General features: G+C 63.5%; 14 protein-coding genes. 7 read left to right on the top strand and 7 right to left on the bottom strand.

Features of this window, described 5'->3' with window-relative positions; all coding sequences use genetic code 11:
* Positions 1–62 precede the first annotated feature (62 nt).
* Positions 63–335, bottom strand: coding sequence for an usg protein (locus LB555_RS10880; protein WP_140616568.1), 273 nt, complete (start codon positions 333–335; stop codon positions 63–65).
* Positions 336–653: 318 nt separating this feature from the next.
* On the opposite strand from LB555_RS10880, the gene acs reads away from it, so the two are divergent.
* Both acs and LB555_RS10870 read left to right on the top strand, forming a co-directional pair.
* Positions 654–2,609 carry an acetate--CoA ligase gene (acs, locus tag LB555_RS10875; RefSeq protein ID WP_224682869.1) on the top strand — a complete coding sequence of 652 codons (1,956 nt, stop codon included), beginning with the start codon at positions 654–656 and terminating at the stop codon, positions 2,607–2,609.
* Positions 2,609–3,355 (top strand): MOSC domain-containing protein, encoded by a 747-nt coding sequence (locus tag LB555_RS10870; RefSeq protein ID WP_224682868.1) that lies wholly within the window; start codon positions 2,609–2,611, stop codon positions 3,353–3,355. Before acs ends, LB555_RS10870 begins: the two co-directional genes overlap by 1 nt.
* Positions 3,356–3,370: 15 nt before the next feature.
* Here LB555_RS10870 and LB555_RS10865 read toward each other — a convergent pair whose 3' ends face one another.
* From LB555_RS10865 to LB555_RS10855, 3 genes are all read right to left on the bottom strand, one after another.
* Positions 3,371–4,639, bottom strand: coding sequence for an SAM-dependent methyltransferase (locus tag LB555_RS10865; protein WP_224682867.1), 1,269 nt, complete (start codon positions 4,637–4,639; stop codon positions 3,371–3,373).
* A 334-nt stretch (positions 4,640–4,973) separates the two neighbouring features.
* Complete coding sequence (locus tag LB555_RS10860) at positions 4,974–6,452, bottom strand: TadE/TadG family type IV pilus assembly protein (protein WP_015315151.1); 1,479 nt, start codon at positions 6,450–6,452, stop codon at positions 4,974–4,976.
* 384 nt (positions 6,453–6,836) lie between these two features.
* Positions 6,837–7,706, bottom strand: a complete 870-nt coding sequence (locus LB555_RS10855) for a transglutaminase-like domain-containing protein (protein WP_015315150.1) — start codon at positions 7,704–7,706, stop codon at positions 6,837–6,839.
* Positions 7,707–7,899: 193 nt separating this feature from the next.
* Between LB555_RS10855 and LB555_RS10850 the strand changes: the two genes are divergently transcribed.
* Positions 7,900–8,565 carry an HAD-IA family hydrolase gene (locus tag LB555_RS10850; protein WP_015315149.1) on the top strand — a complete coding sequence of 222 codons (666 nt, stop codon included), beginning with the start codon at positions 7,900–7,902 and terminating at the stop codon, positions 8,563–8,565.
* A 9-nt stretch (positions 8,566–8,574) separates the two neighbouring features.
* Here the strand turns inward: LB555_RS10850 and LB555_RS10845 are convergent, their stop codons facing one another.
* Complete coding sequence (locus LB555_RS10845; RefSeq protein ID WP_015315148.1) at positions 8,575–8,796, bottom strand: DUF1674 domain-containing protein; 222 nt, start codon at positions 8,794–8,796, stop codon at positions 8,575–8,577.
* Between the two features lie 105 nt (positions 8,797–8,901).
* Between LB555_RS10845 and htpX the strand changes: the two genes are divergently transcribed.
* Both htpX and LB555_RS10835 read left to right on the top strand, forming a co-directional pair.
* Positions 8,902–9,924 carry a zinc metalloprotease HtpX gene (htpX, locus tag LB555_RS10840; RefSeq protein WP_224682866.1) on the top strand — a complete coding sequence of 341 codons (1,023 nt, stop codon included), beginning with the start codon at positions 8,902–8,904 and terminating at the stop codon, positions 9,922–9,924.
* Entirely contained in the window at positions 9,921–11,309 is a 1,389-nt protein-coding gene (locus LB555_RS10835; RefSeq protein WP_015315146.1) for an RsmB/NOP family class I SAM-dependent RNA methyltransferase, read from the top strand. The genes htpX and LB555_RS10835 overlap by 4 nt, the downstream gene beginning before the upstream one ends.
* A gap of 97 nt (positions 11,310–11,406) precedes the next feature.
* Here the strand turns inward: LB555_RS10835 and LB555_RS10830 are convergent, their stop codons facing one another.
* Positions 11,407–12,339, bottom strand: a complete 933-nt coding sequence (locus LB555_RS10830) for a phytanoyl-CoA dioxygenase family protein (RefSeq protein WP_041163645.1) — start codon at positions 12,337–12,339, stop codon at positions 11,407–11,409.
* A 423-nt stretch (positions 12,340–12,762) separates the two neighbouring features.
* On the opposite strand from LB555_RS10830, the gene LB555_RS10825 reads away from it, so the two are divergent.
* Both LB555_RS10825 and purH read left to right on the top strand, forming a co-directional pair.
* The gene (locus LB555_RS10825) at positions 12,763–14,487 is read left to right on the top strand and encodes a heparinase II/III family protein (RefSeq protein ID WP_224682865.1); all 1,725 of its coding nucleotides are present in this window, start codon (positions 12,763–12,765) and stop codon (positions 14,485–14,487) included.
* A gap of 104 nt (positions 14,488–14,591) precedes the next feature.
* The gene (gene purH, locus LB555_RS10820; protein WP_224682864.1) at positions 14,592–16,208 is read left to right on the top strand and encodes a bifunctional phosphoribosylaminoimidazolecarboxamide formyltransferase/IMP cyclohydrolase; all 1,617 of its coding nucleotides are present in this window, start codon (positions 14,592–14,594) and stop codon (positions 16,206–16,208) included.
* A 40-nt stretch (positions 16,209–16,248) separates the two neighbouring features.
* Here purH and LB555_RS10815 read toward each other — a convergent pair whose 3' ends face one another.
* Positions 16,249–17,622, bottom strand: coding sequence for an MFS transporter (locus LB555_RS10815; protein ID WP_141906766.1), 1,374 nt, complete (start codon positions 17,620–17,622; stop codon positions 16,249–16,251).
* Positions 17,623–17,686: the final 64 nt, after the last annotated feature.

Genomic DNA, 17,686 nt, shown 5'->3' with positions numbered 1-17,686 from the left:
GCCGCGCTGGCGTTGAAGCTGCCAATCTCCCCCCTTGCGGGGGAGATCAGCTGTATCACCGCTCAATGCAGCACGAACTCCCCATCCACCTTGCGCCATTCATTCGGCGCGATCAGCTTCTGGTGCGTGTAGACCACCGAATGCAGTGGCCCGTCGAGCTTGGCTTTCCAGAATTCGATGAACCGGATCAGCACCGGAAACCTCGGAGCGATGTCGTAGTCCTGCCAGACGAAGCTCTGCAGGAGATGCGGGTGGTCGGGGAAATGATAAAGAATCTTGGCCGTGGTCAGGCCGTAGCCTTTGAGCATCAGGTCCATTTCAAGATGGTCGTGCATTATGGTCCCCTTGGGCGGTCCCCTGGTTGATTCTCTTTTCCTCCCAGCTGCCAATTGTGCGCGCCGTTACTTAACTGTCTATTGATTTTTGTTGATCTCAAAGGGAAGTTTTCGCGTAAAAACATGCGGTTAGCAGCGAACCACGTCGAGTGCTGACAGTTCCAGAAAGCGCCCCTGCGGCATCCCGCCGCGCGAATCCAACGTCTAATGTTGCCGTCGCGACGGAACTGGTAATAATGCCGCCGAATTCGCGGCTGCGTCGCCGCGGTTCCGCGGGCGTTTCAAGCCGGCGGACTGGTTCGGGAGGAAAGCCAAGAAATGTCCGAGGTTCATGTCCATCGCGTCCAGCCGGCGTGGAAGAAGAACGCCCTGATCGACAATGACACCTACCTCAAATGGTATGCCGACAGCGTGAAGAACCCGGACAAGTTCTGGGGCAAGCACGGCAAGCGCATCGACTGGTTCAAGCCCTTCTCCAAGGTCAAGAACACCTCCTTCGACGGCAAGGTCTCGATCAAGTGGTTCGAGGATGGCCAGACCAATGTCTCCTACAATTGCATCGACCGCCACCTCAAGAAGCGCGGCGACCAGACCGCCATCATCTGGGAAGGCGACAACCCCTACGACGACAAGAAAATCACCTACAACGAACTCTACGGGCACGTCTGCCGGCTCGCCAATGTGATGAAGAAGCACGGCGTCAAGAAAGGCGACCGCGTCAGCATCTACATGCCGATGATCCCGGAGGCGGCCTACGCGATGCTGGCCTGCACGCGTATCGGCGCTATCCATTCGGTCGTCTTCGGCGGCTTTTCGCCGGACGCCTTGGCCGGTCGCATCGTCGATTGCGAATCGACCTTCGTCATCACCGCCGATGAGGGTCTGCGCGGCGGCAAACCTATTCCGCTCAAGGAAAACACCGACAAGGCGATCGACATCGCCGCCAAGCACCATGTCAAGGTCAAGACCGTTGTGGTCGTGCGCCGCACCGGCGGCAAGATCGGCTGGGCGCCGGGACGCGATGTCTGGTATCACGACGAAGTCGCGACGGTTAAGTCTGATTGCAAGCCGGAGAAGATGAAGGCGGAGGATCCGCTGTTCATCCTCTACACGTCGGGCTCGACCGGCAAGCCGAAAGGCGTGCTGCATACCACCGCCGGCTACCTCGTCTATGTCTCGATGACGCACCAATATGTCTTCGACTATCATGACGGCGACATCTACTGGTGCACCGCAGATGTCGGCTGGGTAACCGGCCACAGCTACATCGTCTACGGGCCGCTCGCCAACGGCGCCACCACGCTGATGTTCGAAGGCGTGCCGAACTACCCCTCTCAGTCGCGCTTCTGGGAAGTCATCGACAAGCACAAGGTCAACATCTTCTACACCGCGCCGACGGCGCTGCGCGCGCTAATGGGTGCCGGCGACGCGCATGTGAAGAAGACCTCTCGCAAGTCGCTGCGCGTGCTGGGCTCGGTCGGCGAGCCGATCAACCCGGAAGCATGGGAGTGGTATTTCAACGTCGTCGGCGACGGCAGGGTCCCGATCGTCGATACATGGTGGCAGACCGAGACCGGCGGCATCCTGATCACGCCGCTGCCGGGCGCCACCGACCTCAAGGCGGGTTCGGCGACACGGCCCTTCTTCGGCATCAAGCCGCAGCTGGTCGATAGCGAGGGCAAGGTGGTGGACGGTGCGGCCGACGGCAACCTCTGCATCACCGATTCCTGGCCCGGCCAGATGCGCACCGTCTATGGCGATCACGACCGTTTCGTGCAGACCTATTTCTCCGCCTACAAAGGAAAATACTTCACCGGTGACGGCTGCCGCCGCGACGCCGATGGCTACTACTGGATCACCGGCCGCGTCGACGACGTCATCAACGTCTCCGGCCACCGCATGGGCACGGCCGAGGTCGAATCGGCCCTGGTCAGCCATGACAAGGTTTCCGAGGCCGCCGTCGTCGGCTATCCCCATGATATCAAGGGCCAAGGCATCTATTGCTACGTCACCCTGATGGCCGGCGGGCAGCCGAGCGAGGATCTGCGTAAGGAGCTTGTCGCCCATGTCCGCAAGGAGATCGGCGCCATCGCCACGCCGGACAAGATCCAGTTCGCGCCCGGCCTGCCCAAGACGCGTTCGGGCAAGATCATGCGCCGCATCCTGCGCAAGATCGCCGAGGATGACTTTTCCGCACTCGGCGATACCTCGACGCTTGCCGATCCGGCCGTGGTCGACGACCTCGTTGCCAACAGGCAGAACAAGAAGGGCTGATGCGGGAAGACGCGGCATTGGGCACCGTCACCCAGTTGTGGCGCTATCCGGCAAGTTCGCTCGCCGGCGAGCGCCGGGACACCATCCTGGTTGGACCGGTTGGCGTCGAGGGCGACCGCCTGTTCGGCCTCGTCGATGCCTCGGACAATGAGATCGCCCGGCCCGATCGTGACGCCAAGTGGCACAAGGTGCCGCGCATCCGCACCCGGCTGAGCCGCGACAGCGAACTGGAAATCGCCGTCCCCGATGGCGACTGGCTCGCCGCCCCCGGCCCCGAATGCGACCGCGTCGTGTCGGCGTATCTCGGCTTCCGCGCCTCGATCCGGCCGTTCCGCGGGGAGAACGCGGCCGGCTATGCCGGGCCGCTGACCGCGGAGCGCTACCGCAAGGCGCCGATCCATCTCCTGACCACGGCCTCGCTGGCACGGCTGGAGGCGCTCCATCCGGAGGGAGCCGCCGATCCCCGCCGCTTCCGTCCCAACATCGTCGTCGACATGGCCTCGGTCGAGGGCTCGTTTCCCGAAACCGAATGGATCGGCAAGAAGCTCGCCATCGGCGACCTCGTCCTGACCATCTCGGAGCCGTGCCGCCGCTGCGGCTTCACCATCATCGCCCAGGATGGTTTCGACCATGACCCCGCCATCCTGCGCAATCTGGTCCGCCACAACGCCCACAACCTCGGCGTCTACTGCACCGTCGACCGGCCCGGTCGTGTCGAGACCGGCGCGCCGATGCGGTTCGTCTGACCTTCCGGCCCAAGCCTATCGATAAAGATCCGCCCGCGTCGGTGGCAGGCCGCTCGGGCCTCGCGCGCGTTTGGTGGCGACAGTCTGGAATATCTGCGCCGAGGCGCGTTCGAAGGTGATGGAGCAGCCGCTCAGGTAAAGCAGCCACAGCCGCGCCTTGGCTTCGCCGACCTCGGCGATCGCCTCGTCGAACCGCGCCTGCAGACGCTCGGCCCACAGCCTGCAGGTGCGGGCATAGTGCTCGCGCAAATTCTCGACATCATAGACGAGGAAGCCGTGTGCTTCGAGATTGCTTGATGTCATGCCGATCGTGTCGAGTTCGCCACCCGGGAAAATGTATTTGATCAGCGCCTTGTATTCCGGCCCCTTGCGCAGGGTCTTCTTGACGTCGCCCTTGCTGCGCCTGGTGATGGCGTGATGCAGATAGATGCCGCCCGGTTTCAGCAGCCGGTGGACAGCGGAGAAATAAGCGGCATGGTTTGCCAGGCCCAGATGCTCGAACATGCCGATGGACGATATCTTGTCGAAGGTGCCGGTGAGCTCCGCATAGGACTTTATCTCGATGGTGATTTTGTCCTCCAGACCCTCGGCGCGAATGCGCTCGCGCGCTAGTGAGGTCTGGGCTTGCGACAGCGAGACGCCGTGTCCGACGACACCATAGTTTTTCGCGGCGTGGATCAGCATCGCGCCCCAGCCGCAGCCGATGTCGAGCAATCTTTCGCCGGGCTTCAGCCGAAGCTTGCGGCAGATATGGTCCAGCTTGTCGACCTGCGCTTCGTCGATGCCGTTTGCGAAATCCTGGAAATACCCGCAGCTATAGACCATGCGCTCGTCGAGAAAGAGCCCGTAAAAGGCATTCGAGATGTCATAGTGATGCTGGATCGCCTCCTTGCTGGAGCCGCTGACGAACGGGTTGCGCCCCGCGAGATCGACCCGCGACGCCATCTGCTTTCTCGAAAACAGCACCGCCGGCAAGTCACGCAGAAGCGCCCGTTTGGGCAACGCCTTCAGCTTCGACCGCAGCTTGCCCGTCGAAGGCAGGGCATAGAAATCGAACAGCGATCCGTCCTCGATGTCGACTGCCTTGGAAATCCACATCTCGATAAGGGTCGACAGGGACGGTCGGCGAACGATCTGCCAGACAATATCGTGGTCGTTGATGATCAGCACGGGGCCGGTGGCGGGGCCGATCCGCTCGCCGGTCCACAGCCTGACCGCGAAGCCGGGCTTGATCGCCTCGACTACCGTTCGAACGATGCGCACAGCTCTTTCGGTGGCGTCCATGCCCTTCCCCGCGGTCGATGACGCGATGTTGTCCTTTTGGGCCGCGGATCGCAAGCACGTCACGCTTTTTCCACCCGGCATCTTGTCATTTGCTGCAACGCACCCCATCATGAGTGTGTGTTCAACAAATCGAAAGGAGGTGATCCGATGTCGAGTGATTTCGTTTTCCAGAACGTGGGCTCAGCGGATTGCACTTTCGGGAAGCAGTCTTCCCGTTAAGGCGCGAGATGCGCGGTCGGTGACGTAAGCGTCACCACCATTGAGCCGCGCCATGGACGGAAACACGGAAGGCCGCCGGCTTCGAAAGAAGCGGCGGCCTTTTCCTTTTCACGGATTATTGGGTCAGTACGACCTTTTCGGTGTTGCGGATGATTTCCTGAAAGGCATTATCCAATTCCAGCCCGGTGGACACCTCGAAGTAATGTCTGTCGGCGGCGGAGGCGTCTTTCGAAGAACAATCCTTTAGCACCGCCTTTGCCTGATCCCTCTCGGTTGCCGACATATCCTTATCGTTGAGGTCGAAGCCGATGGTGAAAATCTCGATGTCGTCATTTTTCATATTGCCGCACAGCGTTTCAGCATTGCCGCGCGCAAGGTTGCCTTGGCTGTTGTATCTCCCAGCAACACCCGCGAAGGCGGTATTGAACTGGCCATCGGTCATCAGGATCGCAACCTTGGCGACCTTCTTCGCATCGGCGTTCGAAGCGCCGTTGCCGAGACCGGCATTCTCGATCGCAGCGCGCCATTGCGGCGACAGCATGTAATAGGTCCACTGAATGGCGATCGCGCCGGCCGTATAACCATCGGCCTGGAAGTCGTCGATCGAATCAAGCAATGCCTCCGAATCCGCGGTCAGCGGGATCACTTGCGCGTCAGGACACTTGTTCATTCCCTGGTCGCTGAGATGATCGTCCCGATTTACCAGGGCATAATATTTCTTGCCGTTCCTGTCTGTGCGAACCGTGTCAGGGCCATCGGCGCTCAAGTCGGCATCGCCGTTCTTATTCTTGCGCTCTGTAGCGCAATTATCCGGGTGTGGCATGGCCGCCCCAACAATGGAGACGTAGTCGCTGAAGGACGGCAGCAGATTTTTGCCCGTCTTGGCAACGAGAAGCGAACTGCCGGCGACGGGTGGTAGTTCAGAACTCCCTTGCTTCTCGGCATAGACGTTTTCGGCCAGTTTTCCGGCGTTCACGCCAGATGCATAGGGCACAATCGCGACACGGACGCGGGGGGTCTTCGGGTCTTGGTTCTCGAGCATCGTCTTGACGGCGTTCGTCGCAGCGACTTTCAGATCGCCGATCTTGTTGACGTTGCCCCGCCTGGCCATCGATCCCGTTATGTCGAGCATCATGGCCACCTCTATCTGCTTGTCGGAATAGAGCGCCGTGGTGGAAGCGCCGACGCGCTGCATGTCACCGGTGCTGAACAACGGGAAATAGAGGCCGACATCGACGTGGGCATTCGCCCGGACCGTGTTGGCGGTCCTGTCGACGATCAGCTTGTCGAGCACGATCTGGCCAGCGTGCAGAATGCCCGCCGCGCCGTTGGCGTCGAGAAGGGCCTGCACGGATTTGTTTGCGTCGGCCTCCTTGATGGCGCCGGTGGTCAGGTCACGTGCCGTCGATGTCACTGCCGCGTCGAGCACGCCCTGCAGGCTCGATCTGGCGTTGTAGAGCTGCGTGATATTGACCGAGAAGCCTGCGGCCAGCGCCAAGACCGAGGCAGCAAAGCCGAACAGGACCGCGAAATTTCCACTGCGGTCTCTGGCGAAGCCGCCGACCGCGTGAACAAGACCCCCGTAATTCCGCATCCAACAGCCTCCACTTGCCTCGGCCTCGTCGCCGCATCGGGGACAATGCAGGATTCCAGCCGGAACGGGAGGCGACCCGATCCGCGATCGGGAATTCACCAGCAGAACATTGCTTTTATTGGATTTTCACGGGGTAAGGAGGTGAACGGTCGGTAAACGTCAGCGTGTATCCGCGCGCGTCTTTACCGGACGCTTACCATGCCCAGACCGAAGTGCTGGTCCGGTGTCTGGCGACGTCTTGTTGCGGCACAGCATCTCTGTCCCGAAGCGGGCCAACTGTCCCAGGATTGCGAAGCATGTCGAGGCACAAACCCGGCCAGGTGTGTTGAGATTCAGGTCAGGCCAAGCCATTTGCAGCCCGGCCTCACCTGAATATCAACGCAGCTAGGCCAGCATCCGCGCGCTGACCGTCCTGTCGATGCCGTGATAGGGTGGATTGAACAGCCTGCCTTCCTGTTCGTAGGTCCATACCTTGAACAAGCTCAGCCGGTGCGGGCCGAAACTGTGCAGCAAGGGTACGTCGGTGGCGTCGCGGCCGCGCGCAATGACGACGCGACCGGTCCTCGGCCGGTTGTGGCGCGGGTCGAACGTATACCACTTGCCGTCCAGGAAGGCTTCCATCCAGGCCGAGAAATCCATCGGCGCGGGATCCGCCGGCACGCCGATATCGCCGAGGTAGCCGTTCACGTAGCGCGCCGGAATGTTCATGCAGCGGCAGAGCGTGATCGCCAGATGGGCAAAGTCTCGGCACACCCCGACACGTTCCTCGTGCGCTTGCGCGGCGGTGCGGGTCGAACGGGCATAGCCGTAGCCGAAGGACAGGCGGTTATGGACATAGTCGACGATCGCCTGCACCCGCGCCCAGCCGGAAGGAAGATGGCCGAAGAGCTGCCAGGCAAGGTTACTCAGATGATCCGTCTCGCAATAGCGGCTGCCCAGGAGATAGAACAGCACCTCGTCGGGCAGCTCGGCGACGGGCATTTCCCGGGCCAGCGTATTGACCTCATCCGTCTCGCCGCTGTCCTCCACGACCGCGTCATAAAGGATGCGAAAGCCGCCGGCCGGCGCAGTGAAGCGGCGGCAGGCATTGCCGTGCAGGTCATGATAGAGTCTGGTCGGCACCGAAGGCGAGGTCAGGACACGCGTCTGCCGCTTGATGTCGGCCTGCCTGTCCTTGTGAATCTCGAGCAGCGAAATCACCGGAGTGGCCTCGGCGCACTCGATGGCAATCTCATAGCCGAGGCGTATCAGCATGGGCGTCGTCCCTTGGTTCGCGTGGTGGGAATTGTACGTTTGAAACGTTGCAAGGTGACGGTGGTTCCCTGGATCGCGCCCCAAATGCGCTCGCGCGCCTTTCCCCAAATGCGCTCGCGCGCCTTTCCATGTCACCGCCTTGGCGTTACGGTTGCGTCCTCCTCGACCCCTCCCCCGCACTTCAAGGAAAATCATGTTTGCTGGCAGAAAATTCGCCGCCTTCCTCTTCGATATGGACGGCACGCTCATCAATTCCATCGCCTCGGCGGAGCGGGTCTGGGGCGATTGGGCGCGGCGCCACGGCCTCGATGTCGCGGCCTTCCTGCCGACGATCCACGGCGTACGGGCGATCGAGACCATCACCGCCCTGGCGCTTCCGGGCGTCGACCCGGGACACGAAGCGGATCTGCTGCTGAAGGCCGAGGCCGACGATCTCGACGGCATCGTCCAGATCGCCGGCGCCGTGGCATTCCTCAATTCCCTGCCGCCGGAGCGCTGGGCGATCGTAACCTCGGCGCCACGCTCGTTGGCGCTTGCACGCATGAAGGTCGCCGGCATTCCCGTCCCCGCGGTCCTCGTCGCGGCGGAGGACGTTTCCCGCGGCAAGCCGGCGCCAGATTGCTTCCAGCTCGGCGCAAGACGCCTTGGCTTCGACGCGCGCGATTGCCTGGTGTTCGAGGACGCCCCGGCCGGCATCGCGGCGGCGGAGGCGGCGGGCGCTTCGGTCATGGTGATCAACGCCACGCACCAGCACCCCCTGGCAACACAGCACGCCGCGATATCAGGTTATGACGCAATCGGCATCACCGTCGACGAGCGAGGCTGGGTTGCGCTCGAGCCGCAGCGCAACGCTGCTTGAGATCAGTCGCTAGAAATCACTGGTCAGGCCTTTGACCTCCCAGTCACCATAGCGGCCGGGCTCCTTGCCGCCACGGCCGCCGATCTCCCGCGGAAGTGCTGCTTCCTTGCGGCGGTAGTCCTGCCGCCTTGCCTCGGCTTCCTGCAGCGCGCGGCGGGCGGCGGGCGTCAGCTCCCGTGGCGGCGTGCCATCGTCCGGGCCGGGCGGCGTTTTACTGGTTTCGTCGTTCATGCGATATTTCCAGTGGATTGAAACGGGAACGGGCGTTTCCCATCATATAGCGATGACCTCACGAGGATCGAGCCTTTTTCACCACCATCCGGACAGGAGCAGACGATGAACACCATTCGCACCGCCACGCTTCTCGCCGCCATGACGGCGCTGTTCATGGGCGTCGGTTTTTTGATCGGCGGTTCGGGCGGCATGATGATCGCGTTGGTCATTGCCGCCGGCACCAATTTGTTCAGCTACTGGAACGCCGACAAGATGGTGCTGTCGATGAATCGCGCCGTCGAGGTCGACGAGAAAAACGCGCCGGAATATTACGCCATCGTCCAGGCGCTGGCCAAACAGGCCGGCCTGCCGATGCCCAGGACCTATCTGATCGACAATCCGCAACCGAATGCCTTTGCCACCGGCCGCAATCCGCAGAACGCGGCGGTCGCCGCCTCCACCGGCCTGCTGCAGCGGCTGACCCATGAGGAGGTCGCCGCCGTGATGGCGCATGAGCTCGCCCACGTCCAGCACCGCGACACGCTGACCATGACCATCGTCGCCACCTTTGCCGGCGCCATCTCGATGCTCGGCAATTTCGCCTTTTTCCTCGGCGGCAGCCGCGAAAACAACAATCCGTTCGGCTTTGTCGGCGTGCTGGCGGCGATGATCGTGGCGCCCTTCGCCGCCATGATCGTGCAGATGGCGGTCAGCCGTACTCGCGAGTACGAGGCCGACCGGCGCGGCGCCGAAATCTGTGGACACCCGCTGTGGCTGGCCTCCGCGCTTGACAAGATCGCCCGCGGGGCCGAACGCATTCCCAATCCCGATGCCGAGCGCAATCCGGCGATGGCGCATCTCTTCATCATCAACCCCCTGCATGGCGAGCGCATGGACAGTCTGTTCTCCACCCATCCGAGCACCGACAACCGCATCGCCGCGCTGCAGGCGATGGCACAGCGGATGGGAGAAGGCGCTCCGCCAGCCACGCAGCGCCAAGCGCCGATGTCAACGCAGGCTGACGAGCCGGAGATGACCGGACCGTGGGGCAAGCCAACCGCGCCAGAACCGGCGACCGGGCCGGCCAGCCCAAAATCCAATCCGTGGGGTCGCAATCCGACCGGACCCAAGGGCCGGTGGTCGTGAGTGTCGCGGGCAGGGCACCTCGACGCACGGTTCCAGGCGATCAGGATCACAACGCCGGCGGCGAATTCGTTGCCGGCCTGGCCGCGCGCAAGGCGGCGGCACGGCTTCTGGCCGCCGTCATCGACGCCCGCACGCCGCTCGACGGCCTGACCGATCACGAGAACGGCCATCCGCAATACAAGGCGCTCGATCTGCGCGACCGTGGCCTGGTGCGCGCCATACTGGTCACCGCGCTGCGCTACCGCATGACCATAGCGGGGCTCCTGGCGCGGCGCCTGGAAAACCCGCTGCCGCCCAACGCAACCGCCTTGTCGCATATCCTGCATGTGGCGGCGGCGCAGATCCTGTTCCTCGATATTCCCGACAGCGCCGCCGTCGACCTCGCGGTGACCCACGCCAAGTCCGATCCTCGCACGCAGCGCTTTTCCGGCCTGGTCAACGGTGTGCTGCGCACGCTCGCGCGGGCCAAGGAATCCGAGCTTCCGGCCGCGCTTGCCGCCACCGACGAAGCGCCGAAATGGTTTTCCGACCGGCTGAAGGCCGCCTATGGCGCCGAGAAGGCCCGGCAGATCCTGGCTGCCCACCGCCACGAGGCGCCGGTTGATTTCTCGGTCAAGGCCGATCCCGAACTCTGGGCCGAAAAGCTTGGCGGCATTGTCCTGCCGACGGGCACGGTTCGGGTGGAGAAGCTTGCCGGCGCTGTCACCGAATTGCCGGGCTTCGCGGAGGGTGCATGGTGGGTCCAGGACGCGGCGGCCGGCTTGCCGGCAAGGCTGTTCGGCGATGTCAGCGGATTGCGCGTCGCCGATCTCTGCGCTGCGCCCGGCGGCAAGACCGCGCAGCTCATTCTCGCCGGTGCCAAGGTCACCGCCGTCGACACTTCGAAGAACCGGCTGGCGCGGTTGACGCAGAACCTTGCGCGCCTCGGCCTCTCCGCCGAAATCGTCCAGGCCGATCTGCTCAAATACGAGCCGGCGGAGTTGTTCGACGCCGTGCTTCTCGACGCGCCATGTTCCTCGACCGGCACCGTTCGGCGACATCCCGACGTGCCGTGGACCAAGACGGCGGCGGACGTCGAAAAACTCGCCGACCTGCAACGCAGGCTGCTCGCCCGCGCCGTGATGCTGGTCAGGCCCGGCGGCCGGATCGTCTTTTCCAATTGTTCGCTCGATCCGCGGGAAGGCGAGGAACTCTACCGCGCCTTCCTGGTCGACAATCCGGGGGTGACCACCGATCCGATCCGGCCGGGTGAATTTGCCTGTCTCGACCCGTTCCTCACATCCGATGGCGCGCTGCGCACCACGCCCGCCGACATGGTGCTGGGCGCACCCGCGATTTCCGGCCTCGACGGCTTCTACGCGGCCCGCATGCGGCGTGCCGGCTAAAGCAATCCCGGGAAAAGCGTGTAACGGTTTTCCGTCCGGAATTGCGTGATAACAAAGAGTTAGAACGGTCGGCGATCCCATCAAACGCTGTACCACTCTAAAGCATGTCATCAAGGCTCCAATGATTGCCCCAGCGGGCATCGATTTCGTCGTCGACATTCTGGTAGCGGATATCGGTCGACAGCCGGATCAACCCATCGAGGCTCTGGTTGGTCGTCGAGGCATGGATCATGTAGGGCGAGTGAAGGACGATGTCGCCCGCTTCGAAATCCGCCATCAGCCAGCGCGTGTCGAACCGCTCCGCCATATCGGGCAGGTCCTTCGACACCCAGCCGCCCTCACTCATGTTGCGATTATAGGCACTGATGCGCTCCTGCGGACTGAGAGCGGAATTGTCCTTGTTGAACTGTCCCTCCAGGGCGGCGCCGACGGCGTGTGATCCCTCCAGGTAGACCAGGCCGCCCATGTCGATGGTCGTGTCGCCGATCGGTATCCAGGTCGTCACCACCCGGTCGGTGCCTCCGCGCAGATAGACGAGATCGTAATGCGCCGGCGTCGCGGTGGCCGTTCCAGGCAAGGTGAAGCGCATGATCTTGCGTTTGTGCAGATAGGATAGGCCGCCCACGAAAGCGTCCATCAAGCGCGACAGGCGCGGCTGCGCGCAAAAGCCTTCATAGCCGGTTGACCGGACCACCGACATCAGCCGGCGCTCGGCGAGCTGACGGTCGATGGCACGATCCGAAGCGATGCCGAGCGAGGGATCCGTCCCGGGTTCCAAAAGCCCGCTCTCGGCAAGATGGGAAAGCACCCAGCCACGAAAATCGATCACTTCCCTGCGGGGCAAAAGGCCCTTCAGCCAGACATAGCCTTGGGTCGCATAAAGATGCCGGATGGCTTCAATGCCGACGGACGGGTCGGTCGCGGAAAGGTATCCGAGCCTGTTCGGCATTGTCGACAGCAGCTTGCCGTCAGCTGTGAGGGCAACCGGCGGGGTGTCCGGAAATGCCTGCTCATCCGTTGATACCGACATTTCAATCACCTGGATCGGTTCGACCTTGGCCGGAGAATACCTTATCATTCGGCCCCTTCCTATGGATAGGAAACCGACCTCCATCTGCTCACGCCATTTCAGCCGCGCATCCTGTTCGCGAGGCAATTGCGGCGGCTACCGATTCGATCGAACGGTCGCGACGAGGGTCTATATCGGCGATGCCTTCCGCGTTCCGCGGCCCTTTCGGGACCGCGAAAACTGTTGGCCCAGCGCGTTTGGCCGCCGCCGCAAGAAGACATAAGTCGCAGGAAAACCGGCTGTATGGCCCGGAAAAGACGTGACTTTTTTAGGGGCGACCCGGCCACGGCCCGTTGCGCGCCTTACCGAGGCGAAATCCGCCTTCGCATAAGTTCTTGAATCATATAAGCTTGTGCTTGGGATAGAGGACGACCAGGAGGGGTTTTGGCACTTGCTGCCGGCAACACGACGCGTCTGTGGACGCTGGTCGCGAAGGAGTTCTGGCGCAAGACGCGCCGGCGCCTGCGCGCCGGGCCGATCTATCGCTGGCGCTATTCGGGCCGCACGCCCGAACGTGTCCTGATCGCACCGCCGGACCTGCGCCTCGCCGATCCGCAGATCGCGCTCGAGATCTACTACGGCCGTTATCCCCTGTCCGGCCACCTGGTCGAGACCGGCGGCAAATCCCCTTTCCAGATTAATGTCCCCAATCACGGTTGGCAGAAAACGCTGCATGGCTTCCGCTGGCTGCGCCATATGCGCGCCGCCGGCACCGAGCTTGCCGCCGCCAACGCCCGTGCCCTGGTTTCGGACTGGATCGCGATGCATGGCAATCATATTTCGGGCGTTGCCTGGGAGCCAGGCACGACCGCCAAACGCATCATTGCCTGGCTGCAGCACTCCTCCATCGTGCTGCAGGGTGCCGAGTTCCCCTTCTACCGCGCTTTCCTGAAATCGCTGGCCATGCAGATCCGCTATCTCAGGTCGATGGCGCGCGAAATGCCCGACGGCAAGGACCGGCTGCGCGCCCGCATCGCCCTGGCCTTCGCGGCGCTGTCCCTGCCGGCGCCGGCCTCGGCGCTGCGCGGCGCCACCCGCAACCTCGCCGGGGAACTCAATCGCCAGATCCTTGCCGACGGCGGTCACATCTCGCGCAATCCAATGGCGGTGCTGGAAATCCTCGCCGACCTCCTGCCGCTGCGCCAGACCTATGCCAACCAGGCCGAAGCGCCGCCGCAGGCGCTGATCGGTGCCATCGACCGCATGCTGCCGGCATTGCGTTTCTTCCGCCACCAGGACGGCAGCCTCGCCCGGTTCAACGGCATGGGCGCCACCATCCATGACCGCATCGCCACCATCCTGCGCCATGACGACACCGCCGGCGCACCGCTGCTGCATGCGCCGCATTCGGGCTATGAGCGGCTGGCGATGGGCGGCACCACCGTCATAGCCGATACCGGCCTGCCGCCACCGGTCGACGTGTCCAATGCAGCGCATGCCGGCTGCCTTGCCTTTGAACTGTCGTCGGGCCGCCAGCACTACATCGTCAATGCCGGCATCGACACCTACGGCGCCGCCGAGTTCCGGCCGCTGGCCCGCGCCACCGCCGCGCATTCGACGGCCACCATCAACGACACGTCTTCGGCGCGTTTCACCCACGCGCTGCGGGTAAACGACCAGTTGGGTTCACCGTTGATCGGCGGCCCGCAGCAAGTGCAGTGCAAGCGCATCGACCAGAAGGGCGTCCACGGCTTCATCGCCCGTCATGACGGCTATCTCCAGCGTTTCGGCTTCCTGCATGAGCGCGAGCTGAAACTCTCCTCGGACGGCAATGTGCTGGTGGGCCGGGACGGGTTCCAGCGGCCGGGCAGCACAGCGATCCGCAACAATGGCCGCGATTTCATCACCGTGCGCTTTCACATCCACCCCGACATCAATCTGCTGCAGGACCAGCAGGAGCGGCTGGTCCTGACCGGCGATCAGGCCGATACCTGGGTGTTCACCTCCAGCGAAGTGGTGCCCGAAGTTGAGGAATCGATCTATTTCGCCGGTCTTGGCGGTCCGCGCCGCAGCCGCCAGATCGTACTCGCCTTCAAGGCGTCCGAAATTGCCGATGTCCACTGGCAGCTGACCCGCACAAAGATCGCCGGTTATCCCGAAAACAATTGAGCTTGCGGCGGCAATGGCATGCCGCGAAAAAGCCAATGCTTGATTTCCGAGCCTCATGTGCTACGGCGCGGGCACGCTCCTCCAGACATGAAAGGCCGCCAGCCATGGCCGTTCCTGCCAAAAACATTCCCGCCCCGGACCTCGTTCCGGTCCGCCGTGCGCTGCTCTCCGTCTTCGACAAGACGGGCTTGATCGACTTTGCCAGGGCACTGGCCGCGGCCGGCGTCGAGCTGGTCTCCACCGGCGGCACGGCAAAAGCGATCGCCGAGGCCGGCATGGCGGTGCGCGACGTCTCCGAGCTCACCGGCTTCCCCGAGATCATGGATGGCCGCGTCAAGACGCTGCACCCGTCCGTGCATGGCGCGCTGCTTGGCGTGCGCGACGACCCCGAGCACGCATTGGCGATGCGCAAATACGGCATCGAGCCGATCGATCTCGTCGTCTCCAATCTTTACCCGTTCGAGGAAGTCCGCCGCTCCGGCGCCGACTACGCGGCGATCGTCGAGAACATCGACATTGGCGGCCCGGCGATGATCCGCGCCTCGGCCAAGAACCACGCCTATGTAGCCATCGTCACCGATCCCGGCGATTACGCCGCTGTGCTCAACGCGCTGGAGATGAACATCGGCTCTCTGTCGTTGGATTTCCGCAAGAAGCTGGCGGCGAAGGCCTTCGCCCGCACCGCCACCTACGATGCGGCGATCTCGGGCTGGTTCGCCGAGGCGCTGGAGATCGAGCATCCAACCTGGCGCGCTTTCGGCGGCAGGCTGGCCGAGGTGATGCGCTACGGCGAGAACCCGCACCAGGGCGCCGGCTTCTACGTCAATGGCGACAAACGGCCGGGCGTCGCCACGGCGCGGCAGCTGCAGGGCAAGCAGCTATCCTACAACAACATCAACGATACCGACGCCGCTTTCGAATTGGCCGGCGAATTCGATCCCAATCGCTCGGCCGCCGTCGCCATCATCAAGCACGCCAATCCGTGCGGCGTGGCCGAAGGCACATCGCTGAAAGCGGCCTACGCCAAGGCGCTCGCCTGCGACCCGGTCTCGGCCTTCGGCGGCATCGTCGCCTTGAACCGCACCCTTGACGCCGAGGCGGCCGAGGAAATCGTGAAAACCTTCACCGAGGTGATCATCGCGCCTGACGCCACCGACGAGGCCGCGGCAATCATAGCTGCCAAGAAGAATTTGCGCCTGCTGGTCACCAGCGGCCTGCCGGACCCGCGCACGGCCGGCACGACGGTCAAGTCGGTTTCAGGCGGCCTGCTCGTCCAAGGCCGCGACAAAGCCGTGGTCGACGACCTCGACCTGAAGGTGGTGACGAAGCGCGCGCCGACGCCGGCTGAAATGGCCGATCTCAAATTCGCCTTCCGCGTCGCCAAGCACGTCAAGTCGAACGCCATCGTCTACGCCAAGGACGGCGCCACGGTCGGCATCGGCGCCGGCCAGATGAGCCGGGTCGATTCTTCGCGCATCGCCGCGCGCAAGGCGATCGACGCAGCGGAGACGGCAGGCATGGCCGAGCCGTTGACCAAGGGCTCGGTGGTCGCTTCGGATGCCTTCTTCCCCTTCGCCGACGGCCTGCTGTCGGCCATCGAAGCCGGTGCCACCGCCGTGATCCAGCCGGGCGGTTCGATGCGCGACGACGATGTCATCGCCGCCGCCGACGAACACGGCATCGCCATGGTCTTCACCGGCGTGCGGCATTTCCGGCACTAACCTGCCGCTCGGCGGCCAGTGGGGTGAATTATCGAAGCATCTACTCCGGCCGATCCGCCGGATACGGTGTGCGAACCAGGATCGCCATGCCGATGGCCAGGAACAAAATAATCGCCGCCATGCCAAGCCGGGCCGAGCCGCTGGTTGCGGTAATCGTCGCCACCATGAACGGCGCCAGGAAACTGGTCGCCCGACCGGCCAGCGCATAGATGCCGAAATAGCGACCGGATTCGGCTGCGGTCACGCTGCGCGCCATGTAGGAGCGCGACGAGGCCTGCACCGGCCCGAAGGCCAGGCCGATCAGCAGGCCGTACATGATGTAGGCCTTTTCGGCCGCCGTACCGAACAGGCCGCCTGAGTCGGCGGTCGAAAGCTGGATCAGGCCGAGCAGCGTGAATCCAGGCCCGGTCGAGACCACGCCGATAGTGGCGATGGACAGCATGACCAGCGAAATCATCACCACCGCCTTGGAGCCCAGCGCGGTGTCCAGGCGGGCGGCGACCCAGCAGCCGAAGATGGCGACGATATTGAGGATGATGCCGAACATCCCGATCTCGGTGATCGACCAGTGGAACATGCCCGCCGCGAAGGTGCCGCCCAGCGCCAGCAAGGCATTGACGCCATCCTGGTAGATCATGCGGGCGACGAGAAAGCGGAAGATGCCGCCGCGCTTGCGCACCTCGGCCAGTGTCGATTTCAGCTCCGACAGGCCTTCGCGCACCGCCGGCCCGATCGGGATGCCCTTGATGGCGTCGGGCGTAAAGAAAAACATCGGCAGGATGAACAGGAAATACCAGCCCGCCGATAGCGGCCCGGTGGCGCGAGCATCCTCGCCCAGTTGCGGATCGAGCCCGAACAGCGGGGTGATGCCGATGATCGTCTTGCCGGTCTCCGGCGAGCCGGCCAGGCAGGTGACGACGAAGATCAGTGCGATCATGCCGCCGAGATAGCCGAGGCCCCAGGCCACGTTGGAGATGCGGCCGATCTCGCTCTTCGGCACCAGCCGCGGCATCATGGAATCGTTGAAGACAGTGGAGAACTCCGCTGCCACCGAGGCCAGCGAGAACAGCGCCACGACCAGGAACAGGTTGGAACCCGGCGCGGCGAACCAGAGCAAGGTGAGACTGGTGATCTTGATCGCCGCGAAAAACGCGATCCACGGCTTGCGCGGCCCGGTCTGGTCGGCGATCGATCCTAGGATCGGCGATAGCACCGCGATGACCAGCCCGGCCGCGGCGATGCCATAACCCCAGACGGCCTGGCCAGTGGTTGGATCGCCCGCCATGCGCGAAACGAAATAGGGGCCGAAGATGAAGGTGGTGACGACCGTGAAGAACGGCTGCGCCGCCCAGTCGAAGAACATCCAACCCCAGATGCCGCGCCCGGATGCCCGCTGCACTGTCTCTACCGCCATAGTGATTCCCCCGGCGTCCGCTCCGCCCATTTCGGGCGCCATGTCTGCATGTTTCGAATGATCA

This window comes from Mesorhizobium sp. BR-1-1-10 (assembly GCF_020165595.1).
Lineage (GTDB): Bacteria > Pseudomonadota > Alphaproteobacteria > Rhizobiales > Rhizobiaceae > Mesorhizobium > Mesorhizobium australicum.
This window is presented reverse-complemented; position numbering and strand designations above follow the sequence as displayed.